Consider the following 25746-nt stretch of genomic DNA (forward strand, 5'->3'; position numbering starts at 1 on the left):
CATTATGGGGGTGCTTCTTTTCTTCTCATATGCCTCTTAGCACCCCCACCCTTTCATAATTATCTAAATAAGAAGGACCATTGAAATGAAAGAAGAAAAATTATTAGCATCAATAGAAAAAATAAGTTTGTTTGAAAAAGAGTTATTGTCAATGCGCTTGCAAAGACTCGTCAATATACAAGACCTCTCGATTTATCTTGGAATGTCCATGACCTCTATTAGAGAGCTTGTAAAAGCTGGAGTTTTTCCTAAACCAATACAGGAAGGGCGATACTTAAAATGGGATATCGTTGAAATCGACCGCTATATTGAAAGCAAAAAAGCCGAAAGAGACTCTATAGAATTACCATCACTATCGTAACAATCAACGGCCAGTCACAAAAGATGCCCATTGTTCTAAAAGAACACGGCGCTGTTCCAAAAAATCAGTCCTCATATAGGCTTTTGTGACTGAATTCCCTACTGAATGAGACAACGTAAATTCCGCAATTTCAAATGGTGTTGAAGTTGTCTCTGCTATCCAATCACGAAGACTAGATCTGAAACCGTGTGGACGATAAATAATCCCTCTATCTTTCATAAATTTAGAAAGCGTCATATCAGATATAGGCTGTCCAGAATTCCCAACAAACAAAAATCCATTTTTTTCGATTGTTTTTGCTTTTTCAATAATAGAAAGCGCTTCATATGTAAGCGGTACACGAAAATCAAAAACCTTTCCAACTATCCCCTTCATATTTTCTTTTGGAATCGTCCAGATTGATTGATTAATTTCCTCCAACCGGATATGCCGAATTGGCATTGAACGAACACCCGTTAAAATTAAAAGCTTTAAAGCTAAATTTGAGACAATATTATCATTTAAAGATTGATAAAAATTAGGAACTTCTTTCCATGGCATAGCCGGAACATTTTGAATAAATTTCCCCAATAAAGCTTTTGCTTTCGGTACCAATTGCATATCCACATCTATGCCACGTGCCGCGGCATGTTTTATAGCAATATTTAAACGCGATAAAGCTTTGCTTGCCGTTTCATTTTTTGTTTTCCAAATAGGCGATAAGCACTCTTTTATGTCAATCTGCGTCAATTCAGTAATTGCTATATCTCCAAGCTTGGGGAAAACATGCAATGTAAGAGGCGTTAACCACCTTGCAGCTGTTCCTTCATTTTTCAATTCGCTTTTTTTGGCTTCAAAGGCGCTTAAAACAATTTCTCGTAAAGAAATACTGTCAATCGACCGCTGTAATTTTTCATTGTTCCTTTTACGAATCGGATCAATCCCTTGGTGCAAAAGATCACGGCAAGCTATAGCTTTAAGCCTCGCTTCTTTCAAAGACACAACGCTACAAGAGCCTAATCCCATTTCACGACGTTTTTTATTGAAATCGAATCGAAAAACCCAACGTCCTTGATTCTGTGCTGTTTTGATAAGCCATAGTCCAGCTCCGTCCGCATATTTACCTTTAGGCAAATTTTTTACAGATAATGCTGTCAATCTATCACGTGTTCTTGTTTCCCTAGCCACTTTTTAAACCACCTTTTGAACCACCTTTTGAATTGCGCTTTCGGCGGATTCATCAGATATCAAAATCATATGTAAAAAACAATTAAGTAAAGAAAAACAATCACTTATAAATGAAACAAGATGAACAACGACACCAAGTGATATTGTAGAGAACCTATAAATGGTGCGGATGGAGGGACTCGAACCCCCACGGTCTCCCGCCAGAACCTAAATCTGGTGCGTCTACCAATTTCGCCACATCCGCTTAAACTTACAAGCCATTAACCTTATATAAGCGGCGTCTCTATACCATTAATTAGAGAAAAAAAGCAAACAAATATATTTAAAAATCCAAACACATGTCATTCTTTATAAATTCAAAAATAAAATCTACCCTTTTCATACAGAGCGACTTTCGCTAAACACAAGTTATGTTAGATATATCCAATACTCCAATCCATATCATCGGCGGTGGTCTTGCAGGCAGTGAAGCAAGCTGGCAAATTGCTCAATCGGGAATCCCCGTTATTTTGCATGAAATGCGGCCTCAAAAAAAATCTGACGCTCATAAGACTGATCAGCTTGCAGAGTTAGTCTGTTCAAATTCATTCCGTTCTGATGATTCATCAACAAATGCCGTAGGACTTTTACACAGTGAAATGCGATTGGCAAACTCGCTGATTATGAAGGCTGCAGATGCCAACAAAGTACCAGCAGGAAGCGCTCTTGCTGTTGACCGAAATGCATTTTCAAAAACCGTGACATCAGCGCTAGAAAACCATCCGCTTATAACAATAGAACGTGAGGAGATTCAAGAATTTCCTGAAGATTGGCATCATATTATTATTGCAACAGGGCCCCTCACCTCACCAGCTTTTGCTCAAAAAATACAAGCAATAACCGGAACAGAATCTCTTTCTTTTTTTGATGCTATCGCACCCATTGTCTATACTGATAGTATCGACTTGGAGATTTGCTGGTATCAGTCTCGCTATGATAAAATCGGACCTGAGGGAACAGGAAAGGACTATCTTAACTGTCCCCTTAATAAAGAGCAATATGAGGCGTTCGTTCAAGCATTAAGAAGTGCAGAAAAAACCGAATTTCGTGACTTTGAAAAAACCCCCTATTTTGATGGATGCCTACCAATTGAAATCATGGCTGAACGCGGACTTGAAACTCTCAGACATGGACCCATGAAACCTATGGGATTAACTAATGCTCATAATCCCACAGTAAAACCTTATGCCGTTGTACAATTACGCCAAGATAATAAACTTGGAACCCTTTATAATATGGTCGGTTTTCAAACAAAATTGAAATATGGTGAACAAACTCGCATTTTTAAAATGATCCCTGGTCTTGAAAAAGCAGAGTTTGCGCGCCTTGGTGGACTTCACCGCAATACCTATCTTAACTCACCCATCATTCTTGATCAAACTCTTCGGTTGAAACAAAAACCAAAGCTACGTTTTGCAGGACAAATTACTGGATGTGAAGGTTATGTAGAATCAGCAGCAATAGGGCTTCTTGCTGGACGTTTCGCTGTTGCTGAATACCATTATAAAGTCCCTCGTCTACCGCCGTTAACTACAGCATTTGGAGCTCTTTTGAATCATATTACAGGTGGGCATATTGTAGCACGCGAAATGAAAAAACAATCTTTTCAACCAATGAATATCAATTTTGGACTTTTCCCCCCTATCGATTCTATAGAGCACTTAAGGAAACGCTTGCCAAGCAAAGAAAAAAAATTAACAAAAAAACAAGCACTAACCTCTAGAGCATTAAATGATTGTATGCAATGGTTAACAGAAAAAGAAAAATAGTTCCTTTTATAAATATACTTTTCTCTTCCAGCATATGCAAAAAACTCAGTGTTTCTTATTTTTTCTTATGAAAAAATCGCCTTTAGATCTTTTTATAATACCGATCTGACACAATGAATAAATATGTATGTTAGGTTATACTTTTTTATGCAGAGTCGTGAATTTAACAAAGAGCTTTTTATCCGTAAAATCTTTCAGCACTTTTAAAAATTAAACATATTTCAATCATTTAAAGTAAGTAATAACATAAAATATACTACAGTAATTAAGGGGAAACAAACATAGATCAGCTTCCCCACAATATAACGGCCCTTTGATTACTTTGCTATACGAAAACAACATAACATACTCGCATAACAAAACTAAAATAACCTTTATAATTCAAACACATCTCTACAGCGTTATATTTTAATATTGAAATAAATATATTATACTCCAAAGGATACTTTATGCAAATCGCAAAAGCATTTGCATAAAGCGTAAAAGTTCCTTTTAAAAAGCAAACACTGTAACTCTCCATATGAAAAGTACAGATAGAGGGATTAAAAAAAAACCGCTTATAGATATATCGGGTCTTCTTTAGTATCGTTTAAATTATTTGTTATTAACAGCTTCTTTAAGAGTTTTCCCCGCAGAGAATTTTGGCACAGAACGTGCTGGAATATTAATTTCAGCACCAGTTGAAGGATTACGTCCCTTTGTGGCTGCACGATGAGAAACTTCAAAGGAACCAAACCCTGGAAGACGAACATCTCCTCCTGAAGCTAAAGCTTCCGTTACAGAAGCAATAAAAGCATCGACAACAGAACCTGCTTGTGCTTTCGAAACTCCTGCCTTTTCAGCAACAGAGCTAACCAATTCACTTTTATTCATTGAAATATTTCCTTTCCCTATATTACCGGATAACACAACTTAACCGTGTTATCGTCAGTTTATTGAAAAGTACAACAAACAGAAGCTTTATTTTTATCCAAAACATTGTTTTTTTAGCAATAATCACAGTTATTCACGGAATTTTTTACTTTTTTTCAAAATAAATAAAAAAAACGCCCCAAATATGCTCCTTATTGCTTGGAAAATGTCATTACAAACGAAATTAATGAATCAGTGTGCAATCTGTATCCCCTCATTATCGTTCTCTGTCCTCATAGGTACAGCTTCTGTAGAAGGCTCTGTCCATTCAATAGGTTCAGGAAAACGAACTAGGGCATATTTTAGAACTTCACTCACATGATTTACTGGAATAATCTCCATATTATTTTTAACATCATCAGGAATATCAACCAAATCTTTTGCATTTTCTTGAGGAATAAGTACTTTTTTGATACCTCCTCGAAGAGCTGCTAATAATTTTTCTTTTAAGCCACCAATCGGTAATACACGCCCTCGCAAAGTAATTTCGCCAGTCATAGCAATATCTTTATGTACGGCTATCCCTGTTAATACTGAAACAATTGCCGTTACCATTGCAATCCCAGCTGAGGGACCATCCTTTGGTGTCGCACCTTCTGGAACATGAACATGAATATCACGTTTCTCAAAAAGCGGAGGTTCAATACCAAAATCAACCGCACGAAACCGTACATAAGATGCAGCTGCCGAAATTGATTCTTTCATGATATCGCGTAAATTTCCAGTTACAGTCATCTTGCCTTTACCAGACATCATAACACCTTCAATGGTCAATAGCTCTCCCCCAACCTCTGTCCAAGCAAGCCCCGTCACAACACCAATCTGATTTTCACCTTCAATTTGATTATAGTGGTAACGTTTAACACCTAGGAAATCACTAATATTATCTTCTGTAATCTTTATAGACTTTTGATGGGTTTTAAGAATTTTTGTAACGGATTTACGTGCTATCTTCATTAATTCACGCTCAAGGTTACGAACACCAGCTTCGCGTGTATAAAATTGAACAATTGACCTTATTGCACCATCAGAAACATTGAACTCTTTTTTAGATAAGCAGTGATCTTTTAATGCTTTTGGTAAAAGATGCTGCTTAACAATCTCTATTTTTTCACATTCAGTATAACCCGCAATACGAATAATTTCCATGCGGTCCATTAATGGCCCTGGAATATTAAGCGTATTTGCAGTTGTTATAAACATAACATCAGAAAGATCATATTCAACTTCCAAATAGTGATCAATGAATGTACCATTTTGTTCAGGATCAAGTACTTCTAATAAGGCAGAAGAAGGATCTCCACGAAAATCTTGCCCCATTTTATCAATTTCATCAAGCAAGAAGAGCGGATTAGATTTTTTTGCTTTTTTCATAGACTGGATAATTTTTCCAGGCATAGAGCCAATATATGTCCGGCGATGTCCACGAATTTCTGCTTCATCCCGCACGCCCCCCAATGAAATACGAACGTATTCACGCCCCGTCGCTTTTGCAATAGAACGCGCTAATGATGTTTTCCCTACACCAGGAGGACCTAGTAAACAAATAATGGGACCTTTTATTTTTGATGCTCGACTTTGTACTGCTAAATATTCGATGATTCGCTCTTTAACCTTTTCAAGACCAAAATGTTCATTATTCATAACTTTTTCAGCAAAATCTAAATTGTTTTTAATCTTCGATTTTTTGCCCCAAGGCATTGCCAATAGCCAATCAAGGTAGTTACGTACAACTGTTGCCTCTGCAGACATAGGAGACATATTCCGTAATTTTCTCAATTCTGCGCCAGCTTTTTCGTGCGCTTCTTTAGAAAGTTTTGTTTTCTTGATACGCTCCTCTAATTCAGAGAGCTCATCACGGCTATCATCACCCGCTCCTAACTCCTTTTGAATAGCCTTCATCTGCTCATTGAGATAATATTCCCGTTGGTTCTTTTCCATTTGCCGTTTAACATGCGAACGAATACGCTTTTCAACCTGCAAAACAGAAATTTCTCCCTCCATGAAAGAAAGAACACGTTCAAGGCGATCACGTATAGGTAAGAGCTCTAATATCTTCTGCTTTTCTGAAAGCTTAATCATCAAATGAGAAGCAATCGTATCGGCAAGTTTAGAAGGATTATCAATCTGGCCAATAGCATTAACAACTTCAGGAGAAATTTTCTTATTCAGTTTTACATAATTTTCAAAATAAGCAATTACTGACCTTGAAAGAGCTTCAATCTCAACATCATTCTCTCTAGGCTCCTCTGTAACAGTTGCAAGAGCCTGATGATAATCATCACTCAAAACAAATTGGCTAATTTTTGCACGCGCAGTGCCCTCAACCAAAACCTTTACTGTTCCATCAGGAAGCTTTAGGAGTTGAAGAATATTCGCAAAGGTACCAATATCATAAATATCTTCTGATTTTGGATCATCATCAGAAGCATTTTTTTGTGTAACCAACAGTATTTGCTTATCCACCGCCATTGTTTCTTCAAGAGCACGAATTGATTTTTCTCGGCCCACAAAAAGCGGAACAATCATATGTGGGAAGACAACAATATCACGAAGAGGCAAAACAGCGTAAAGCCCCTCTCTTACTTCATCTGTCTTTTCATCAATATATTGCATAACTCTCCTTTCTGGAGCCTATGGTCTATCCACTATACACAAGCCCATCCTTAGAAAACTTTCAGCTTTACACAACACATGAAGTGGTAACTGGAAACATATAAATCAAGCACTCTGATTATAATATCCAAAAACATTCATCCTCAAATGGCACTCATTATTACTTCTTATATCACATAATATCATGCAGATACATTTTCTTTATCTTCTGTACATTCTGAATAAATATAAAGAGGACATGCTTTCCCATCTGCTACGTCACTTGAAATAACTACTTTTTGAACACCTTCAAGTGCTGGAAGTTCAAACATTGTCTCAAGAAGTATTTTCTCCATAATAGAACGTAAACCACGCGCACCGGTTTTACGCTCAATTGCCTTTTTAGCAATAACCCGTAACGCATCTTCATGAAATGCTAACTCGACATTCTCCATCTCAAAAAGACGCTGATATTGCTTCACCAACGCATTCTTGGGTTGTGATAGAATTTTAACAAGAGCATTAACATCTAAATCCTCCAAGGTAGCAACAATAGGAAGACGGCCAATGAACTCTGGTATCAAACCAAACTTTATAAGATCTTCAGGCTCTAAATCGCGAAAAATTTCACCAACACAACGCTCATCAGGTGCTTTAACAGTAGCAGAAAAACCAATAGATGTTTTTTCACCACGCCCAGAAATAATCCGTTCTAAACCAGCAAAAGCCCCTCCACAAATGAACAAGATGTTTGTTGTATCAACTTGAAGAAATTCTTGTTGCGGATGCTTACGCCCTCCTTGAGGGGGAACAGAAGCAATTGTGCCTTCCATAATTTTTAACAATGCTTGTTGAACACCTTCTCCCGAAACATCTCTTGTAATAGAAGGATTTTCAGCTTTACGAGAAATCTTATCAACCTCATCGATATAAACAATACCACGCTGTGCACGTTCAACATTATAGTCAGCTGCTTGAAGAAGTTTTAGAATAATATTTTCAACATCTTCGCCCACATAGCCCGCTTCAGTCAAAGTGGTCGCATCTGCCATGGTAAAAGGCACATCAATAATACGTGCTAATGTTTGTGCTAGATAAGTTTTACCACATCCCGTTGGACCAACAAGAAGAATATTTGATTTCGCTAATTCAATATCATTGCTCTTAGACTGATGCGCAAGTCGTTTATAATGATTATGGACAGCAACAGACAGAACACGCTTTGCATGTTGTTGACCAATAACGTAGTCATCAAGAACTGTGATAATTTCCTGTGGAGTAGGAACACCGTCACGCGCCTTAACCCCAGAAGATTTATTTTCTTCACGAATAATATCCATGCAAAGCTCTACACATTCATCACAAATGAACACAGTGGGCCCTGCAATGAGCTTACGCACCTCATGCTGACTTTTGCCGCAGAACGAGCAATAGAGAGTATTTTTTGATTCGTTCCCGCTATTGCCAATTTTGCTCATTTCTCTTTCCTTTCACCACGATATATGAATACTTCGTCTTTCCAAAGGAAGCCTTTCATAAAGAAACTATTAAGACATATAAAAAAACCTGCGTTTCACAATATCTTTAGATGTTTTTCTCTTATTTTTGCGATACTTTTAAAAACTCTTCACTTAAAGTAGCTCTTTTTTCTATAAAAACTCTTAATCTTTTTCATCATTTTCAGTTTCTGCGCGATATTGTATAACATCATCAACTAAGCCAAATTGTTTAGCTTCCTCTGCAGTCATAAAATGATCACGATCAAGTGTTCTCTCAATCACCTCATAGTCCTGACCTGTATGTTGAACATAGATTTCATTTAAACGCTGTTTCATTTTTATAATATCTTGCGCATGTCGTTCAATATCTGAAGCCTGACCTTGAAAACCACCAGATGGTTGATGCACCATAATACGTGCATTAGGCAATGTAAAACGGTGACCTTTTGCTCCAGCTGTTAAAAGTAACGACCCCATAGACGCAGCCTGCCCCATGCAAAGCGTAGAAACAGGGGGACGAATAAACTGCATAGTATCATAAATTGCCATACCAGATGTTACAACACCCCCTGGAGAATTAATATAAAGGCTAATTTCTTTCTTAGGATTTTCCGCTTCTAAAAAAAGCAATTGTGCACAAACAAGCATCGCCATACCATCTTCAACGGGACCATTAATAAAAATAATCCGCTCTTTTAAAAGACGAGAAAAAATATCATAGGCCCGCTCGCCACGATTAGTTTGTTCAATAACCATAGGCACAAGGCTTAATGCTGTTTTCATTGGATCACTCATATTTTAACTTCCCTTGTCATATAACAATCGCTCTTTGCGTATTCAATAGTTTTCTCCCTAGGCTAAAATTACTCTGTTAAGCAAGCCATAATCAATGCTTTTGAAGCAAGATTAAAATCACAGTGGTTAAAACAGCAATAATAACTCTATCTGAACAAATCATTTGCATCAGGAATACAAGACACTGCCCAATGATAAAAGCTCCCTTTCTGAGGTTTTTGAGTCGTCTTCATCTTTCTGTGAATATGAAATCCTATAAAACGTGGATCTTTAAGAGGTTTAAGACCAAAAGCTGAATCAAAAATGCGTTCAGTTTTCCGTCCAGTCCAATAATAAAAAGTTTCCTTTTCCTTTGCTTCATGAAAAAAACCATATCGTTTGGCTAATCGTGAAATACCATCATTGCCAAATATTGTAATTCCAAGATTTCTTGGTAAAATCGGCATCTTCTTCCTCTTTAACCAAAATGGTTTCCAAACACGGCGTTTAAACCCAAGCCAATGAGGAACCATCTCTGTGTCTTTCCAATAATCTTCAAACACCTTTATAATAGGATTATCGGACGGAAAATAAAGTGCAGAAACACCTACCCTTGCAGCATTTTCTCGTGCAAGCCAAACCTTCTGTGCATCTGGATGAAATTGTTTAACCAAGTAAACATCTGTATCTAACCATACACCTTGTTCATACTTCATCAACATAACACGAAAAAAATCCGAAAACTGAACGATTATACAATCCTGATTATCATCAGAAAAATTGGGATCAAGGCGGTAAATTGCTGAGCGTGGTAAAATCGATTCAGCAGCATGCAATTCAACGCCGGCAGGGAGGTTGTCTATTTTTTTGTCATAACTGAAAAGTTTAACGCGTTGTCCAGTTTTAACCATGGAGGATAAACAAAGCCTATCAACAAGTCTTAATTTTCCACTATACCAAAATGTGCAAATATCCATAGGCAATATATCAAAAATATTCTAAACTTACGCGGAAAAGTTGTTCCACATCACGAACACACTCGACAAGAGCGAAAATCACTATCCGATCGCCAGATAAAATACGCGTATCTGCTGAAAGCTGTATTATTTTCTTATTGCGATAAATTGCACCAATTCTCAAACCCTCTGGTAAAGCTAGCTCTGACAATGACTTACCAACCAATGAAGAGGTTTGCATTACCTCAGCCTCAATAATTTCTGCCTGCCCATTAAAAACTGAGTGAACCGCACGAATACGACCACGACGCATTTGCTGCAAAATTCTTGATATCGTAACACTATGTGGATTAAGATAGGCATCCACACCAACGGCACGGCTAAATTCTTGATAAGCAACATTATTGATCAATACCATATTGGCTCTGCAGCCTAATCTTTTAGCGATAATGGCACTTAAGAGATTTACCTGATCCTGATTGGTCAATGTAATCATTAAATCGGCCTGATCAATTCCAGCGTCCTGAAGAATCACTGGATCTAATACGTTCCCATATAAAACAGTTGTTTTTTCGAGTTGATCAGCAATTGTAAGTGCTCTCTCTCTATGCGATTCTATAATCTTCAATCTTAATTTATGAAGGCGTTTTTCAATAGCCTGTGCAACATAAAGACCAATGTGACCACCTCCTGCAATAATCATGCGGTGAGCATCTTGCTCTTTATGACCAAAAAGACCAACCGCGCGGCGCATCTGATCACGAGCAGCAACGAGATAGGTTATATCACCAACACGCAATTGCGTCTCTGAATGCGCAATCAACAATTCTGAACCACGCTTAATCGCAGTCACTGTCGTATGAAGATCTGGAAAAAGCTCCGTTAATTGACGCAAAGGCGTATTAATAACTGGACAATCTTCCATGCATTCCAAGGCTAACGCAACAATATCATCATTACAAAAATAAAGAACATCTATTGCCCCAGGTAAAGCAATACGACGCAAAACCATTTCTCCAACTTCAACTTCTGGGGAAATAACCACATCAATGGGAATATTCTCTCTAGAAAAAAGCGTTTTATAACGCGGTTCTAAATAAGATTGTGAACGAATACGGGCTATTTTTGTCGGAACATTAAATAAGGAATGTGCCACTTGGCAAGCCACCATATTAACTTCATCAAATAAAGTCACGGCAATCAACATATCTGCTTTGTCTGCATCAGCAGCCAAAAGAACCTCAGGACGTGAACCGTGACCAACAAAACCTCTTACATCCAATGTATCACGAATTTTTTCAATCAGTCTTGTTTCAATATCAATAACAGTAATATCATGATTTTCAGCAGCAAGACGCTCTGCTATCCCATAACCAACCTGTCCTGCACCACAAATAATAATACGCATAACCTTAAGAAACTCCAAGCGCTTTAAGCTTACGGTGCAAAGCTGAACGCTCCATACCTATAAATTCAGCTGTACGGGATATATTGCCACCCAAACGCCCAATTTGGGCGACCAAATACCTCTTTTCAAATAATTCTCGTGCTTCACGCAGCGGTAAATCCATTATACCCTCATCTGTATCCATTTGAATACGTGGCAAAGAATCGCTTACTTCGCTAGGGAGAAGCTCCGCTGTTATCGGGCCATCACCGTCACGCACAAGAATGAGAAGACGCTCAATATTATTGCGTAATTGCCTTACATTACCTGGCCAAGAATGTGTTTGTAAAATAGTCATCACATCTTCACTAATCTCACGCGGCTTAATACCGACTTGTTGCGATATTGTTTTCACAAAATGGCGTACAAGTTCTGGAATGTCTTCACGACGCGCCGATAGTGGTGGAACAGAAATAGGAACAACCGAAAGACGATGAAAGAGATCCTCTCTAAAGCGCCCATCTGATATGAGGTTTTCAAGGTTTTGTGCCGTTGAAGATATGATACGCACATCCACCTTAACACGTTTTGTACCACCAACTCTTTCAAATGTTTGCCCCGTTAAAACCCGAAGTATCTTTCCTTGAGTCTCACGTGGCATATCAGCAATTTCATCAAGATAGAGTATCCCACCATGTGCTTCTTCTAATGCACCTATCTTTCGTTCTCCTCCTTCCATTTCGTTACCAAATAATTCTATTTCCATTCTTTCTGGAGTAATCGTTGCAGCATTTATTGTAACAAATGGCCCATTCGAACGCGTTGAAAGTGCATGAATAGCACGTGCAACCATCTCTTTGCCCGCACCTGAGGGACCTGTAATCATAATGCGACTATTTGTTGGTGCTACTTTTTCTATGATTTGGCGCAAATTCTTTATAACAGTTGATGTTCCGAGAAGTTCCAATGTATCGTTTGAGCGCTTTCGTAATTCTAAAAGCTCACGTTTTAAGCTTGAGTTTTCAAGGGTCCGTTCCGCAACCAAAACAAGTCGATCAGCTTTAAAAGGTTTTTCAATGAAGTCATATGCCCCTCGTTTTATAGCAGAAACAGCCGTTTCAATATTACCATGACCAGAGATCATAACCACTGGAAGAGCAGGATAGCGCGTTTTAATTTCATCAAGCAGTGCTAACCCATCAAGACGACTTCCTTGTAACCAAATATCTAAAAAAATAAGCTTTGGAATACGTTCACTAATTTGTGCTAAGGCTTCATCAGAGTTACAGGCAACACGTGTTTCATAACCTTCATCGTCTAAAATACCAGCAACAAGCTCACGAATATCTGCTTCATCATCAACAATTAAGATATCTGATACCATTCTATTCCCCTATCTTACGACTTGTGGCCTGTGTAATATTACCCTGCTTAACCCCATCTGAGGGAAATATCAAACGGATCATTGCACCACGACCATCATAAAAACTCTTCGGTGCATCATGTAACTCCATCGTACCACCATGATCTTCAATAACTTTGCGCACAATAGCTAACCCAAGCCCTGTTCCTTTTTCTCGCGTTGTGATATAAGGTTCTAGTAATTTTTGCCTTTGCTCTTTAGGAAGTCCTTTACCGTTATCAATAACATCTACAACTACACACCCTTTCTTACAATAAGAACGCACAAGAATATGTCCGTGAACATTTTCTTCTCGCATAACAGAATCTATAGATTCGCTTGCATTTTTGATAACATTGCAAAAAGCTTGTACAATGAGACGATTATCAAATGCACCCAAAAGTGGTACATTACCGAAATCTTGCTCAAAATGAATATCATGGCGTGTCACTTCTATCAAGAAACATGCTTCTCGCAACAATCCGCGTATATCTAAAACATTCATTTGCGGTTTTGGCATACGTGCAAAAGAAGAAAACTCATCAACCATACGCCCAATATCTCCAACTTGGCGAATAATCGTATCAATACAGCGTTCAAAGACCTCTCGATCTTGGGTTATAACTTTGTTGTAACGTTTACGAATCCGTTCAGCTGATAACTGAATAGGTGTAAGTGGATTTTTAATTTCATGTGCAATACGGCGTGCAATATCTGCCCACGCCGATGTACGTTGCGCTGCAACAAGATCTGTAATATCATCAATCGTTATAACCCAAGATTGCCCCTGTCCATCATCCTCTTCCATGGTGATTTGCACATTACAAACGCGTTCTTGTCCTGCCACACTTAAAGTGACTTGCTCACGGTGGTTTTTACGTTCTAGCGAACGTGCAAATTGAAAAACCTGCCAAATTTCAGTACTTAATGATAACAAACTGTGCCCTATAACTTGTTGAGAACAAATATCAAACATTGTTTCCATAGAGCGATTGATAATTGTAATATCACCATTATCATCAATGCCAGCCACCCCCGCTGTTACACCAGACAAAACAGCTTCAGAAAAACGTCGCCTTTCATCAATTTGATCGCGAACTGCAATCAACTCATTACGCCGACTTTTTAATTCACTCACCATGTAATTAAATGTTTTTGATAGCTGCCCAATATCTCCATCTTTTGCTCGTACCGGCACAAAAACTTCCATATCCCCAGAAGCTACCTCATCAGCAGCGCTAATAAGAAGACGAATAGGACGCACCAAACGATCAGCAACAGCAATACCAGACCAAATGGCTGATAAGAATAAACTAAAAAAAAGGCACAGATAAAGCATACCAAATGCGATTTGCGTTAGTAGACGATTTTCATTTAAATCGCGGTAACGATCTGTATTGACTTCTGTCAAACGCAAAGCAGATAAAACTTCTTTATCAACATCGCGGACCAAATACAAAAATGTATTTGGAATATTGGTAAATTTTAAAATAATGCCAAAATAATCATGAACTCCCGGTTGAAAAGAAAAAGGTCTAGCACTCGTTGCACGCTCGATAAGATGCGAAGGAGGTATCGGCAGTTTATCCTCATCACCAAGATTGCTCGATATAAAAACAGTTCCGCTTGAACTTAACAAAAATGCACCACGCAGATTGCGCCCTATAGCATGACGCGTCAATTGCATCCTATATTCAGCTGGATTACGTTCTAAAAGCTTTTTGTTATCAAGTGCAAAGGTCATAGCATAGGACAAATTTTTCAAATTTTGTAGCATTTCATCCGCATAAGCATTCGCTAAATCAATAGAAGAACCAACAATTTGCCGTGTTGTCGTATCAAACCATCGGTCGAGTCCTAAATTCAGCGCAGGCCCTGATACAAGAGCCACAGCAACAGCTGGCATTGTTGCAACAAGTGCAAACAATGAAATAAGACGCACATGAAGTCGGGCCCCTGCACGCCTAGAGCGCCACGCACGAATGATGGGAATCATCTCGTAAAAAACAATGATCACAAGTCCTAAAACCCAAACACTATTAATCCCTATAAGAACAAGGGTTACAGCTCTACTGGGAACAACAGGCGTTAATCCAATAAGAATGATAAACGAAACAGATGCTGTGAGCAAAGCCAACAGAATAATGGTGATGCCTAAAAAAACATAAACCTTACTTAAGCGATATAACTCATCGTTATAAGCATTTTTATCTCCCTCTTGGAGATTCGTTACAGATACTGTATTCATAACTAGCTTACATATCCTTATCCCATTTGCCCATATAACCTCTTGTAACAAAAATTGACAAGATCATTCGTACATTTAAAATAGAGAGCTAATCTCTCAAAGAGAGAAAGAGCTTCTATATTGCGCAAAATATCTTTAAAATAAAATGCGTTCGGTAATCGTTTATAGAGGAGATAAGATGCGGTTAACTAAACAAACAAATTATGCACTCCGAATGCTCATGTACTGTGCAGATAATCAGGGATCACTCAGTCGTATTTCAGAAATTTCAAAAACCTATGCCGTTTCCGAACTTTTTTTATTCAAAATCCTTCACCCTCTTGTTGAAGCTGGGTTTATACAGACAGTACGGGGACGCAATGGTGGTGTCAAATTGGCCAAACCCGCAGCAGAAATCTCGATCGCTGATGTTGTGAAAGTAACAGAAGATAATTTTTCCATGGCAGAATGTTTCGACACTGAAGAATCTCTTTGTCCATTAATCAATTTTTGCGGCTTAAATACTGCACTCCAAAAAGCATTAAATGCTTTTTTTGACGTATTATCAGTCATATCTCTTGCTGATCTGCAACGACCAACTTTTCAAAAACAATTAAAAACTAACTATCATAAACAAGAAACTAAAAAATTAAAAGGAGATTAAATATTTCTATTGCAGCAATTATATTAGCTGCTGGACGCGGCAAAAGAGCAGGATCTCCACAAAAAATTCCAAAACAATATCGGCTTTTAGGAGAAGAGCCAGTCATTTGTCATACTGTGCGCTGTTTTGTACAGCACCCTGCTATTACAAAAATTGTTCTTGTTGTTCATCCAGAAGACCATCAAATCTGTGAACAAGCACTCGCCGATTTTAAAGAGCGCCTCATTATCATTGAGGGAGGTGAGACACGTCAAATCTCCACCTTACACGGACTTCATGCACTTAAAAATTTTAAACCAAAATATGTGCATATTCATGATGGTGCACGCCCCTTTATTGAAAAGCAACTCCTCGAAAGAATCCATAGCAGCATCAACCATCAAGAAGGTGTTCTTCCCGTTCTTGCTGTCTCTGATACCCTCAAACGCGTAAATAACCTTCACCATGTTTTAGAAACAATTCCACGCACCCATCTTTATAGTGCACAAACTCCACAGTGTTTTCCCTTTGACCTCATCTTAGCTGCCCATGAAAAAGCAAAACAAGATGGTAAAGAAGACTTCACTGATGATTGTGCAATTGCAGAATGGTTTGGAATTCCTATGCGTACCGTTCTTGGAGATCCTCACAACATAAAAATTACATGGCACGAAGATTTTAATATGGCACATTTATATCTCCAGAAAAAAATGCAAATATATCCTGATATCCGCACCGGCAATGGTTATGATGTTCATTCTTTTGAAAAGGGAACTTTTCTTACATTATGTGGTATAAAAATTCCTTTTCATAAAAAGTTAAATGGACACTCTGATGCTGATGTCGCTCTTCATGCATTAACAGATGCCCTTCTCGCTACCCGAGGAGCAGGAGATATTGGCACACATTTTCCTCCCTCTGATCCTCAATGGAAAAATGCATCATCAGAAATTTTTCTCCGTCATGCTCTTGATATCGTTACACAAGCAGGTGGTCGTATCGCCAATGTGGATATCACCTTAATTGCTGAAGAACCTAAAATCGGCCCTTATCGTCAAACAATGATAGAAAATCTTATGCATATTCTTACAATTTCATCCGATCGAATCTCCATCAAAGCAACAACAAACGAAAAGCTTGGATTTATTGGTCGTGGCGAGGGCATTGCGGCTTTTGCAACAGCAAGCGTCCTTTACTCAGGAGAAGTTCCCAAATGACATATTTTTGTGAAAAACAAGCACGTGAAGTCCTTACAATTTGTCGCCAAAAAAGTTTACTTTTAGCAACTGTTGAGTCCTGTACAGGAGGTCTCATTGCTGCAAATCTTACCAATATTGCAGGATCATCCGATGTACTTGATTGTGGGTTTGTTGTTTATTCAAATGAAGCAAAGACACGCCTCGTTGGCGTATGCGCTGAACTTATAAAAAACTATGGAGCTGTTTCAAAAGAAGTTGCTCTTGTGATGGCCGAGGGTGGATTAAAACATTCACAGGCAGAAATTGCCGTTTCTGTAACAGGAATTGCAGGCCCTAGAGGAGCATGTTTTGAAAAACCTGTGGGGCTGGTGCATTTTGCCGTTGCTTACAAAAATCATAAAACTTTGCACCAAGAGATGCGCTTTGGAAACCTGGATCGTGATACCATACGTCACAAAACTGTTGAACACGCTTTGAAAATGGTCTTGAAATCTCTCCAATGAAATTTTTCATATCTGATTTGGGACTGCTTATCAACGGTAACCACAGCCCATATTGTATAACTTACAATGGGTGTTATGCAAAAATGTTAATGAATAAATTATGTTACTGGAGAGCCATAAATTTGATGCGCACGCATTTCAAAAGCATCGGTAAATTTGTGAAAAGCAATATCAAACATTGATCCCATTACTAGTTTAAGCATTTTGCTTTTAAATTCATAATCAATAAAAAACTCTACATTACACGCATTAGTGTTCTCAATATCATGAAATGCCCAACGATTTTCAAGATACTTAAATGGGCCATCAATATATTTAACCTCTATCAGATTTTTCTTCGGCTGAAGAAATACTTGAGTCGTGAAAATTTCTCGAATAAACTTATAACCAACAATCATGTCAGCAAGAAGTAATGTCTTTTCTTCATACTCTTTGCGAGAAAGAACTATTAAAGCCTCACACATTGGTAAAAATTCAGGATAACGCTCAATATCTGAAACCAGATCAAACATTTCACTGGCACTGTGAGCAATCTGCCGATGTGTTGTAAAAGTTGGCATAATTATCTCTGTAAAGCAAATTTTTCATCACGCGCCTTTCGCAAAATTGCAAAATCATCGCCGGCATGATGAGATGAACGAGTCAGAGGATTGGAAGCCATATGTAAAAAGCCCTTCACTTTACCAATCTTGGCAAAAGACTCAAATTCTTCAGGAGGTACAAAACGAATAACCGGATGATGCTTTCGTGTAGGCTGCAAATATTGCCCAATTGTCATAAAGTCAACATCCGCAGAACGCAAATCATCCATCAATTGAAGAATTTCATTTCGTTCTTCCCCAAGTCCAACCATAATTCCCGATTTTGTAAAGATTGTCGGATCAAGTTCTTTAACGCGTTGTAAGAGACGAATTGAATGAAAATAACGCGCCCCTGGACGAACCTTTAAATATTTAGAAGGAACGGTTTCTAGATTATGATTAAAAACATCAGGTTTAGCAGCAACAACAATTTCTAAGGCTCCATCCTTATGGCGAAAATCAGGTGTGAGAACTTCAATCGTTGTCTTGGGAGCTTTTTGTCGAATAGCGTAAATAACTTTCGCAAAATGCTCAGCACCACCATCCGCAAGATCATCACGATCAACCGATGTAATGACGACATGCTCTAATTCCATTCGTGCAACAGCATTTGCTACACGTTCTGGCTCGTTCCGATCAACAGCAAGCGGAATACCTGTTGTAACATTGCAAAATGCACAAGCCCGCGTACATATTTCACCCAAAATCATAAAGCTGGCATGACGCTTGCTCCAACATTCACCAATATTTGGGCAGCCTGCTTCTTCACATACGGTTACTAATTTATGAGCGCGAACAATACCATGGGTTTCTTTATAGATCGGTGATGTTGGTGCTTTGACACGAATCCAATCCGGTTTTTTTTGAATGCTCGTATCTGGACGATACGCTTTTTCAGGATGGCGCAAACGTCTATTCGTAACTCTATCAACAACCGTAACCATTTAAGCCTTTGCCTTATCAATATGGAATGCCAATGAAATATAAATTTTTCATACACTCCTGTCATCAAGCATTTAAAACTTGACCATAAGCATCCAATACACTTTCTTTCATCATTTCCGATAAGGTCGGATGTGGAAAGACAGTGTGCATCAATTCTTCTTCGGTTGTTTCAAGATTCATAGCAATGACAAAACCTTGAATCAGCTCGGTGACCTCCGCCCCTACCATATGTGCACCAAGAAGCTGTCCTGTTTTTTTATCAAAAATGGTTTTGACCAATCCTTGATCTTCACCCAAAGCAATAGCCTTGCCATTCGCTGAAAAAGAATAACGGCCAATACGTATGTCATAGCCTGCTTCCTTTGCTGCGGATTCTGAAAGTCCTACAGAGGCGACTTGCGGTGTGCAATATGTACAACCTGGAATTTTTCTCTTATCAAGCGGATGAACATTCTCTAACCCCGCGAGACGTTCAACGCATATCACACCTTCTTCTTCTGCTTTATGTGCCAACATAGGTGGACCAGCAACATCACCAATAGCATAGATACCCTCTACACCTGTCCAACTCCATTCATCGGTTATAATGCATCCACGTTCCGTTTTTATACCTAATGCTTCTAATCCTAGATTCTCAACATTGCCCTGAACTCCAACAGCAGAAATCAATCGATCAGCTGTGATCATTTCTATCTTACCCTTTACATCAATATGAGCAATAATGGAATCGGCAGCTTTTTTCACCTTTGTTACTTTTGCTTGGTTAAGAATGCGGATACCCTTTTTCTCTAACTGTTTACGAGCAAATGTCGAAATTTCAACATCCTCAGCTGGCATAATGTGAGGCATCATTTCAATAACTGTAACCTTTGCTCCCATATCATGATAAAAAGAGGCAAATTCAATGCCAATTGCTCCAGATCCCATAACCACAAGTGATTTTGGCATTGTAGGAGGAACCATAGCTTCAAAATAACTCCAAATGCATTTTCCATCTGGCTCAATACCGGGAAGGATACGAGGACGTGCACCCGTTGCAATAATAATATGCTTTGCTTGATAAGTTCCTTCTCCTAATGTTCCTTTAGGCACTGGATTCTGCGGTTGAATGGCCGGTTTGGATGATGCAGAAACAACAATTTCTGCAAGTTGACTTCCTTTTGCTGCCTTCGTAAGCTTCGCTTCACCCCAAATAATATCGATTTTATTTTTTTTCATCAAAAAACCAACACCAGCATTCAAACGCGCTGAAACTGCGCGCGAACGAGCCACAATATCTTTTATATTTGCTTCAATTGAGCCATTAAGCTTTAAACCATAATCTTTTGCATGTTCCGCGAAATGCTTCATTTCTGCTGAACGCAAAAGCGCCTTTGTTGGAATACATCCCCAATTCAAGCAAATCCCACCCAAATGTTCACGTTCAACAACCGCAGTCTTGAAGCCACATTGCGCTGCACGAATTGCGGTCACATATCCGCCAGGTCCAGATCCAATCACAATTACATCATAAAGATTCGCCACAGTAATCCCTCCATGGACATACACAAAATAGATATGTACTTTTTGAACTTAAGACAGAAAAAATAGAGTAGAACTTTTTGTGTCTCTCATTCTCATTTTTACATAAACAGCGTTAACCACATCAGATGGAGAAAAAATATCGCCATCCAAACCCTTAGTCGCTTTTTCCATATTAACACGCCATACCCATAAATAATTTACGTAAAGTACTTTTAAAAAGCTCAAATAAGCATTCCTAATGGATTCTCAATCATCTTCTTAAAAGTCAGTGCAAGCTTTGCTGCTAGTGCACCATCAACAGCACGATGATCAACAGAAAGTGTCATAGACATAACTGTCGCAACCGCTAATGCACCGTTTTTAACAATGGCACGTTGTTCACCTGCACCCACAGCAAAAATAGTTGCATGCGGTGGATTAAGAATAGCAGAAAAATTTTTCACTCCATACATACCCATATTTGATACAGCTGTTGTTCCACCCTGATATTCTTCCATTTTTAATTTGCGCTCACGTGCACGCTTTGCAAAATCCTTCATCTCATTAGAAATAATCGATAAAGATTTTTCCTCTGCATGGCGAACAATGGGGGTAATTAACCCATCTGGGACAGAAACAGCCACTCCAACATCACAGTGTTTGTGATGAAGTATTCCACCTTCCAACCAAGAAACATTAGCATCGGGAACAGCTTTCAAAGAAAGTGCTACAGCTTTAATAACCATATCATTAACGGAAAGCTTATAAGCGGACTTTGGTCCTTCTTGTGTCTCAACCATTGGTGCCGCAGCATTCAATTGTGTACGAAGCTCTAATAAAGCATTGAGTTCACAATCCACCGTTACATAGAAATGTGGTATTGTTTGTTTCGATTCAACCAAACGCTTAGCAATTGTTTTACGCATATTATTATGAGGTGTGAATGTATATTCACCCTCTTTGAAGAGTTGCAATACTTGTTTATCAGACGCACCTGCTGCTACCTGCTGTCCAATGTGTAATGAATGAGAAGCCGTAAAAACACTACCATTCATAGCTTTTTCGACATCACGTTTGATGATACGTCCATGGGGACCGCTACCAGAAACAAGTGATAAATCAAGCCCAACTTGTGCTGCTAATCGCCGTGCTAAGGGGGAAGCAAAAAAACGTCTACTATTCTCTTTATCTTGCTGCACTGACGAGATGTGAGATATTGATACTGACTTGGAGGCTGTCTGTTTTGCATCCTCTGATTCTTTGCTTGAAAAAGAGGATGGAGTTTCTTCTGCAATCTCTGCAGCCTCAGCTAAATCTTCACCTTCTTCTGCTAAAATGACAATTAAACTATTTACTTTAACGCCTTGCGTTCCAGCAGGAACAACGATTTTAGCAACAGTTCCCTCATCAACAGCCTCGACTTCCATTGTTGCCTTATCTGTCTCAATTTCAGCAATAACATCACCAGAGGAAACCTTATCGCCTACTTTAACATTCCATTTTGTTAAATTTCCCTCTTCCATCGTAGGGGAAAGCGCTGGCATTGTAATTTTAATGGGCATAGTGCTTTCCTCCGTTATGCTTTATAAGTCACAGCCTTAATGGCTTCAACAATCTCAGCAATACTTGGCAAAGCCAACTTTTCAAGATTAGCAGCATAAGGCATCGGAACATCTTTACCAGAAATTGTTGCAACCGGAGCATCAAGATAGTCAAAAGCCTGCTGCATAACACGCGTTGCTATTTCCGTTCCAACAGATGACTGGGGATACCCCTCCTCAATTGTTACCAAACGACCCGTTTTTTTGACTGAAGAAATAATCGTTGGAAGATCCATCGGACGAATAGTCCGTAAATCAATCAATTCAGCATCAATACCAAGTTTTTCAATTTCTGGCAACGCTTGAACTGCATAGTGCATACCAATCCCAAAGGCAACAATTGTGACATCTTGTCCAGATTTATGAATACGTGCTTTCCCTATAGGTAAGACAAAATCATCTATCTGAGGAACCTCAAATTGATGACCATATAAGATCTCATTTTCAAGAAAAATAACAGGATTTTCATCACGAATCGCCGCTTTTAGCAAACCTTTTGCGTCCGCAGCACTATAAGGCATGACGACTTTAAGACCTGGAATATGGCTATACCAAGCAGCATAACACTGAGAATGCTGAGCGCCAACACGTGCCGCGGCCCCATTAGGACCACGAAAAACCATAGGAGCAGTCATTTGTCCACCAGACATGTAACGGGTTTTCGCTGCAGAATTGATAATCTGATCAATGGCCTGCATAGCAAAATTAAATGTCATAAATTCAACAATGGGACGTAACCCTCCAAACGCTGCACCAACAGCCAATCCTGCAAAACCATGTTCTGTAATTGGTGTATCAATAACGCGACGCGCACCAAATTCTTCTAATAAACCTTGACTCACTTTATAAGCACCTTGATATTGTGCTACTTCTTCTCCCATGAGAAAAACCATTTCATCACGCCGCATCTCTTCAGACATAGCCTGATTAAGCGCTTCGCGCACCGTCATCGTAACCATTTGTGTCTCCGCTGGAATATCAAAATCAGGAAGAGTATTCAAAATAGGAGATTGTGGTACTGATGAAGAAAAAGAGGAAGTGTTGTTTTCAGTTTTTTTATGTATATTTAAAGAATCGGTAGTTTGTGAAATATCTTCAACAGTTTCACCATCCTCCAATAATACCGCAATAACCCTGTTAACCTTTACACCTTCAGAACCTTCAAGCACACAAATTTTACCAAGCGTGCCTTCATCAATAGCCTCTACTTCCATCATTGCTTTATCTGTCTCAATTTCAGCAATAATATCACCAGAGCTCACTTTATCGCCTTCTTTTTTGAGCCATTTAGACAATTTACCCTCTTCCATTGTTGGCGAAAGGGCAGGCATCAAAATATCAATAGACATACTCGCTTCCCTCGTATCAAACTAAAACATCAGTATAGAGCTCAGAAGCATCTGGCTCTTGATCACGTTGTGCAAAATCTGCAGCATCCGCAACGATTGCACGTACCTCTTTATCAATAGCTTTTAAATCGTCCTCACTGGCAAAGCCTTGTTGAAGGATTCGATTCTTGACTTGATCAATGGGATCGTGCTCCTCTTTTATTTTTTGAACCTCTTCTTTTGAGCGATATTTTGCTGGATCAGACATGGAGTGGCCACGATAGCGATAAGTTTGCATATCTAGAATGATCGGTCCTTTACCCGAACGAGTCCAAGATATTGCCTCATCAGCAGCCCCTTTTACTGCGCGAACATCCATACCATCAACAACAATGCCTGGAATCTCAAAAGAAAGACCACGACGAGAAAAATCAGTCTCTGCCGATGCACGCGCAACAGATGTTCCCATTGCATACTGATTATTTTCAATAATATAAATAACAGGGAGTTTCCAAAGCGAAGCCATATTAAAGCTTTCGTAAACTTGCCCCTGATTGGCAGCACCATCACCAAAATATACTAATGTCACATTGTCTTTACCAAGATACTGATTCGAAAATGCTAAACCAGAACCTATTGGAACCTGTGCTCCAACAATGCCATGCCCACCATAAAAATTTTTTTCTTTAGAAAACATATGCATCGAGCCCCCTTTCCCTTTAGAAAAGCCGCCTTGACGCCCCGTTAATTCTGCCATAACACCACGCGGACTCATCCCAACTGCCAACATATGACCATGATCACGGTAAGATGTGATAACTTGATCACCCTCTTTTGCTGCCTGCAATGTTCCAATAACAACAGCTTCCTGTCCAATATAGAGATGACAAAATCCACCGATCAGCCCCATACCATAAAGTTGTCCCGCTTTTTCTTCAAAACGGCGAATTAAAAGCATCTCACGATAAGCATCAATTTCTTCTTGTTTTGTAAAATCAGCTATTGGCGCCCTTTTTGTGGTATTCGATAATGTAGTGTGCAGCACCGATGCAGAACCTTTTTTAGATCTTTCTGCCATACTAAACTCCCTTTTCTGATTGTCTAGGAATAACCTTTACGCACAAAAGTTACAAGTATTATCAATCAGCTCAAACGCTATCACAAGCAGTTGTTTCAAAATATTCTTTGAAATTAAATGATCTCTTGTTCACTTTTAATATTCTTTACAAGGCGTTAGGATTGTCAGTTCATTTGGCTTGGAAAAATTCAAATTTCTTCGAACGTACTCATCCAACATATCTTTTTCAATATGCCCGCTACGTAAAAGAGAAATACGCTTTTCAATGGATGTCCGCTCAGATTCTACTTTATGGAGTTCCTCTTCTAATTCAACAATATGTTGATTAACTTCACCGCGTGAATACAATCCATACTCACCATGATAAATGTGATAACTGAAATAGCTCAAAACTCCCACCGTCATAAGTGGGAGCACAAATCGTACTTTTATTGATCTGCGTTTCTGCTTTGTCCACATAAAATAGCACAGTCTTTACAACATAATAATTTTAATATTTTGCCAACTATGCATAATTTTGATTAATACCTCATTACCAAATCTACACACGCAAAGAATTTGCTATTATATGCCGAACAGCTATACTGTAACAAAACTATGCCATATTATCTACTTTCAAATATTCGGTAATTACTAATTTGTAACTCTATTTCCATTTTTATCAGTAAATTTTCCTGTTAGAATAAATATAAGATCAACGGTGCGCCAAATCAGACTCGCCACCAACCCAATAACTGATAAAGAGAGAAGAAGCATTAGAATGCCCGTTCCAACTTTACCAACCACAAAGCGATGAATTCCTAAAAGACCCAAAAACCAACAAACAATTGCTACTATCACTTGTGAGTGTTCTGATGGCTGCTGATCCAAAAGAGGAACAACAGATTTTATGATATCTCCTTGACAGACAAAATCAACGGAATCACCAATCTTCGGTGGATTTTTTCCTAACCACTCCCAACTCGAAAATTGATAGCGCTTACCATCATCACCAGATACGAAATAAGCACTTTGATCTTGGCCAATAATTCTACCTCTCATTTTTTCCTCCTCTAAAATTGTTCTTTATAAAATAAATTTTGCTCTCTTTATAAGACGATGAAGCGCCTAGCATGAATACAAGCCCTACTCACCATAATAAATCTGATAATTAAAATAATTTGAAATTCCGCAATGATTTAAAATTCCCCACCACGATAAATAGCAATACAAAACATACTCACTGATTTGCACGGTTGCTTTGTTCACATAAAATATGCACAGTTTCTTTCTACTCT

The 25746-nt window shown here is 38.7% G+C and carries 22 protein-coding genes and 1 tRNA gene; 5 read left to right on the plus strand and 18 right to left on the minus strand.

The genetic code is table 11. The features are described 5' to 3' along the window. The first annotated feature begins 85 nt into the window (after positions 1 to 85). Complete coding sequence (locus BN202_RS05500) at positions 86 to 361, plus strand: helix-turn-helix transcriptional regulator (protein WP_019219609.1); 276 nt, start codon at positions 86 to 88, stop codon at positions 359 to 361. A gap of 3 nt (positions 362 to 364) precedes the next feature. On the opposite strand, the gene BN202_RS05505 is transcribed toward BN202_RS05500, so the two are convergent. Beyond that, complete coding sequence (locus BN202_RS05505; protein WP_019219610.1) at positions 365 to 1528, minus strand: tyrosine-type recombinase/integrase; 1164 nt, start codon at positions 1526 to 1528, stop codon at positions 365 to 367. A gap of 161 nt (positions 1529 to 1689) precedes the next feature. Next, positions 1690 to 1772 (minus strand) — tRNA-Leu (locus BN202_RS05510). A gap of 166 nt (positions 1773 to 1938) precedes the next feature. On the opposite strand from BN202_RS05510, the gene trmFO reads away from it, so the two are divergent. Continuing rightward, positions 1939 to 3336: a methylenetetrahydrofolate--tRNA-(uracil(54)-C(5))-methyltransferase (FADH(2)-oxidizing) TrmFO gene (trmFO, locus tag BN202_RS05515; protein WP_019219611.1), complete on the plus strand. Its 1398-nt coding sequence runs from the start codon at positions 1939 to 1941 to the stop codon at positions 3334 to 3336. A 594-nt stretch (positions 3337 to 3930) separates the two neighbouring features. Here the strand turns inward: trmFO and BN202_RS05520 are convergent. The 8 genes from BN202_RS05520 to BN202_RS05555 form a co-directional block, all read right to left on the minus strand. After that, positions 3931 to 4209 carry an HU family DNA-binding protein gene (locus BN202_RS05520; RefSeq protein WP_019219612.1) on the minus strand — a complete coding sequence of 93 codons (279 nt, stop codon included), beginning with the start codon at positions 4207 to 4209 and terminating at the stop codon, positions 3931 to 3933. Positions 4210 to 4440: 231 nt separating this feature from the next. Beyond that, positions 4441 to 6864 carry an endopeptidase La gene (lon, locus tag BN202_RS05525; protein WP_019219613.1) on the minus strand — a complete coding sequence of 808 codons (2424 nt, stop codon included), beginning with the start codon at positions 6862 to 6864 and terminating at the stop codon, positions 4441 to 4443. Between the two features lie 182 nt (positions 6865 to 7046). Further along, positions 7047 to 8321 carry an ATP-dependent Clp protease ATP-binding subunit ClpX gene (clpX, locus tag BN202_RS05530; RefSeq protein WP_019219614.1) on the minus strand — a complete coding sequence of 425 codons (1275 nt, stop codon included), beginning with the start codon at positions 8319 to 8321 and terminating at the stop codon, positions 7047 to 7049. 183 nt (positions 8322 to 8504) lie between these two features. Then, positions 8505 to 9137 carry an ATP-dependent Clp endopeptidase proteolytic subunit ClpP gene (gene clpP, locus BN202_RS05535; protein ID WP_019219615.1) on the minus strand — a complete coding sequence of 211 codons (633 nt, stop codon included), beginning with the start codon at positions 9135 to 9137 and terminating at the stop codon, positions 8505 to 8507. Between the two features lie 146 nt (positions 9138 to 9283). Beyond that, on the minus strand, positions 9284 to 10093 hold the full coding sequence (locus tag BN202_RS05540; RefSeq protein ID WP_019219616.1) for a glycosyltransferase family 32 protein: 810 nt from the start codon (positions 10091 to 10093) through the stop codon (positions 9284 to 9286). Positions 10094 to 10103: 10 nt separating this feature from the next. Then, complete coding sequence (trkA, locus tag BN202_RS05545; RefSeq protein WP_034987655.1) at positions 10104 to 11480, minus strand: Trk system potassium transporter TrkA; 1377 nt, start codon at positions 11478 to 11480, stop codon at positions 10104 to 10106. Between the two features lie 4 nt (positions 11481 to 11484). After that, on the minus strand, positions 11485 to 12843 hold the full coding sequence (ntrX, locus tag BN202_RS05550) for a nitrogen assimilation response regulator NtrX (RefSeq protein ID WP_019219618.1): 1359 nt from the start codon (positions 12841 to 12843) through the stop codon (positions 11485 to 11487). A 1-nt stretch (position 12844) separates the two neighbouring features. Then, complete coding sequence (locus BN202_RS05555; RefSeq protein ID WP_019219619.1) at positions 12845 to 15109, minus strand: sensor histidine kinase NtrY-like; 2265 nt, start codon at positions 15107 to 15109, stop codon at positions 12845 to 12847. 178 nt (positions 15110 to 15287) lie between these two features. On the opposite strand from BN202_RS05555, the gene rirA reads away from it, so the two are divergent. Genes rirA through BN202_RS05570 form a run of 3 tightly spaced genes read left to right on the plus strand, consistent with a single transcriptional unit; the run spans position 15288 to position 17433 of the window. Beyond that, entirely contained in the window at positions 15288 to 15752 is a 465-nt protein-coding gene (rirA, locus tag BN202_RS05560) for an iron-responsive transcriptional regulator RirA (RefSeq protein WP_019219620.1), read from the plus strand. Between the two features lie 2 nt (positions 15753 to 15754). Then, positions 15755 to 16948: a bifunctional 2-C-methyl-D-erythritol 4-phosphate cytidylyltransferase/2-C-methyl-D-erythritol 2,4-cyclodiphosphate synthase gene (locus tag BN202_RS05565; protein ID WP_198005546.1), complete on the plus strand. Its 1194-nt coding sequence runs from the start codon at positions 15755 to 15757 to the stop codon at positions 16946 to 16948. After that, positions 16945 to 17433 (plus strand): CinA family protein, encoded by a 489-nt coding sequence (locus BN202_RS05570; protein WP_019219623.1) that lies wholly within the window; start codon positions 16945 to 16947, stop codon positions 17431 to 17433. Before BN202_RS05565 ends, BN202_RS05570 begins: the two co-directional genes overlap by 4 nt. Positions 17434 to 17531: 98 nt before the next feature. On the opposite strand, the gene BN202_RS05575 is transcribed toward BN202_RS05570, so the two are convergent. From BN202_RS05575 to BN202_RS05610, 8 genes are all read right to left on the minus strand, one after another. Then, positions 17532 to 17993 carry a type II toxin-antitoxin system RatA family toxin gene (locus BN202_RS05575; protein ID WP_019219624.1) on the minus strand — a complete coding sequence of 154 codons (462 nt, stop codon included), beginning with the start codon at positions 17991 to 17993 and terminating at the stop codon, positions 17532 to 17534. A gap of 2 nt (positions 17994 to 17995) precedes the next feature. Next, complete coding sequence (gene lipA / locus BN202_RS05580; protein ID WP_019219625.1) at positions 17996 to 18958, minus strand: lipoyl synthase; 963 nt, start codon at positions 18956 to 18958, stop codon at positions 17996 to 17998. 64 nt (positions 18959 to 19022) lie between these two features. Further along, on the minus strand, positions 19023 to 20483 hold the full coding sequence (lpdA, locus tag BN202_RS05585) for a dihydrolipoyl dehydrogenase (protein ID WP_019219626.1): 1461 nt from the start codon (positions 20481 to 20483) through the stop codon (positions 19023 to 19025). 221 nt (positions 20484 to 20704) lie between these two features. After that, on the minus strand, positions 20705 to 22024 hold the full coding sequence (locus tag BN202_RS05590; protein WP_019219628.1) for a pyruvate dehydrogenase complex dihydrolipoamide acetyltransferase: 1320 nt from the start codon (positions 22022 to 22024) through the stop codon (positions 20705 to 20707). Between the two features lie 14 nt (positions 22025 to 22038). After that, positions 22039 to 23412: a pyruvate dehydrogenase complex E1 component subunit beta gene (locus BN202_RS05595; protein WP_019219629.1), complete on the minus strand. Its 1374-nt coding sequence runs from the start codon at positions 23410 to 23412 to the stop codon at positions 22039 to 22041. 16 nt (positions 23413 to 23428) lie between these two features. Continuing rightward, positions 23429 to 24469, minus strand: coding sequence for a pyruvate dehydrogenase (acetyl-transferring) E1 component subunit alpha (pdhA, locus tag BN202_RS05600; protein ID WP_019219630.1), 1041 nt, complete (start codon positions 24467 to 24469; stop codon positions 23429 to 23431). A 135-nt stretch (positions 24470 to 24604) separates the two neighbouring features. Next, a complete protein-coding gene (locus tag BN202_RS05605; protein ID WP_019219631.1) occupies positions 24605 to 24928 on the minus strand; it encodes an FtsB family cell division protein in 324 nt (107 codons plus the stop codon). Positions 24929 to 25102: 174 nt separating this feature from the next. Further along, positions 25103 to 25510, minus strand: a complete 408-nt coding sequence (locus BN202_RS05610) for a TM2 domain-containing protein (protein WP_019219632.1) — start codon at positions 25508 to 25510, stop codon at positions 25103 to 25105. Positions 25511 to 25746 lie beyond the last annotated feature (236 nt).

The sequence above is a fragment of the Bartonella florencae genome (assembly GCF_000312525.1).
Lineage (GTDB): Bacteria > Pseudomonadota > Alphaproteobacteria > Rhizobiales > Rhizobiaceae > Bartonella > Bartonella florencae.

Excerpts from the sequence above, each read along its gene's own strand:
- BN202_RS05500 (WP_019219609.1), top strand. The coding sequence starts at position 86 with ATGAAAGAAGAAAAATTATTAGCATCAATAGAAAAAATAAGTTTGTTT.
- trmFO (WP_019219611.1), top strand. The coding sequence starts at position 1,939 with ATGTTAGATATATCCAATACTCCAATCCATATCATCGGCGGTGGTCTT.
- BN202_RS05520 (WP_019219612.1), bottom strand. The coding sequence starts at position 4,209 with ATGAATAAAAGTGAATTGGTTAGCTCTGTTGCTGAAAAGGCAGGAGTT.
- lon (WP_019219613.1), bottom strand. The coding sequence starts at position 6,864 with ATGCAATATATTGATGAAAAGACAGATGAAGTAAGAGAGGGGCTTTAC.
- clpX (WP_019219614.1), bottom strand. The coding sequence starts at position 8,321 with ATGAGCAAAATTGGCAATAGCGGGAACGAATCAAAAAATACTCTCTAT.
- clpP (WP_019219615.1), bottom strand. The coding sequence starts at position 9,137 with ATGAGTGATCCAATGAAAACAGCATTAAGCCTTGTGCCTATGGTTATT.
- BN202_RS05540 (WP_019219616.1), bottom strand. The coding sequence starts at position 10,093 with ATGGATATTTGCACATTTTGGTATAGTGGAAAATTAAGACTTGTTGAT.
- trkA (WP_034987655.1), bottom strand. The coding sequence starts at position 11,480 with ATGCGTATTATTATTTGTGGTGCAGGACAGGTTGGTTATGGGATAGCA.
- ntrX (WP_019219618.1), bottom strand. The coding sequence starts at position 12,843 with ATGGTATCAGATATCTTAATTGTTGATGATGAAGCAGATATTCGTGAG.
- BN202_RS05555 (WP_019219619.1), bottom strand. The coding sequence starts at position 15,109 with ATGAATACAGTATCTGTAACGAATCTCCAAGAGGGAGATAAAAATGCT.
- rirA (WP_019219620.1), top strand. The coding sequence starts at position 15,288 with ATGCGGTTAACTAAACAAACAAATTATGCACTCCGAATGCTCATGTAC.
- BN202_RS05570 (WP_019219623.1), top strand. The coding sequence starts at position 16,945 with ATGACATATTTTTGTGAAAAACAAGCACGTGAAGTCCTTACAATTTGT.
- BN202_RS05575 (WP_019219624.1), bottom strand. The coding sequence starts at position 17,993 with ATGCCAACTTTTACAACACATCGGCAGATTGCTCACAGTGCCAGTGAA.
- lipA (WP_019219625.1), bottom strand. The coding sequence starts at position 18,958 with ATGGTTACGGTTGTTGATAGAGTTACGAATAGACGTTTGCGCCATCCT.
- BN202_RS05590 (WP_019219628.1), bottom strand. The coding sequence starts at position 22,024 with ATGCCCATTAAAATTACAATGCCAGCGCTTTCCCCTACGATGGAAGAG.
- BN202_RS05595 (WP_019219629.1), bottom strand. The coding sequence starts at position 23,412 with ATGTCTATTGATATTTTGATGCCTGCCCTTTCGCCAACAATGGAAGAG.
- pdhA (WP_019219630.1), bottom strand. The coding sequence starts at position 24,469 with ATGGCAGAAAGATCTAAAAAAGGTTCTGCATCGGTGCTGCACACTACA.
- BN202_RS05605 (WP_019219631.1), bottom strand. The coding sequence starts at position 24,928 with ATGTGGACAAAGCAGAAACGCAGATCAATAAAAGTACGATTTGTGCTC.
- BN202_RS05610 (WP_019219632.1), bottom strand. The coding sequence starts at position 25,510 with ATGAGAGGTAGAATTATTGGCCAAGATCAAAGTGCTTATTTCGTATCT.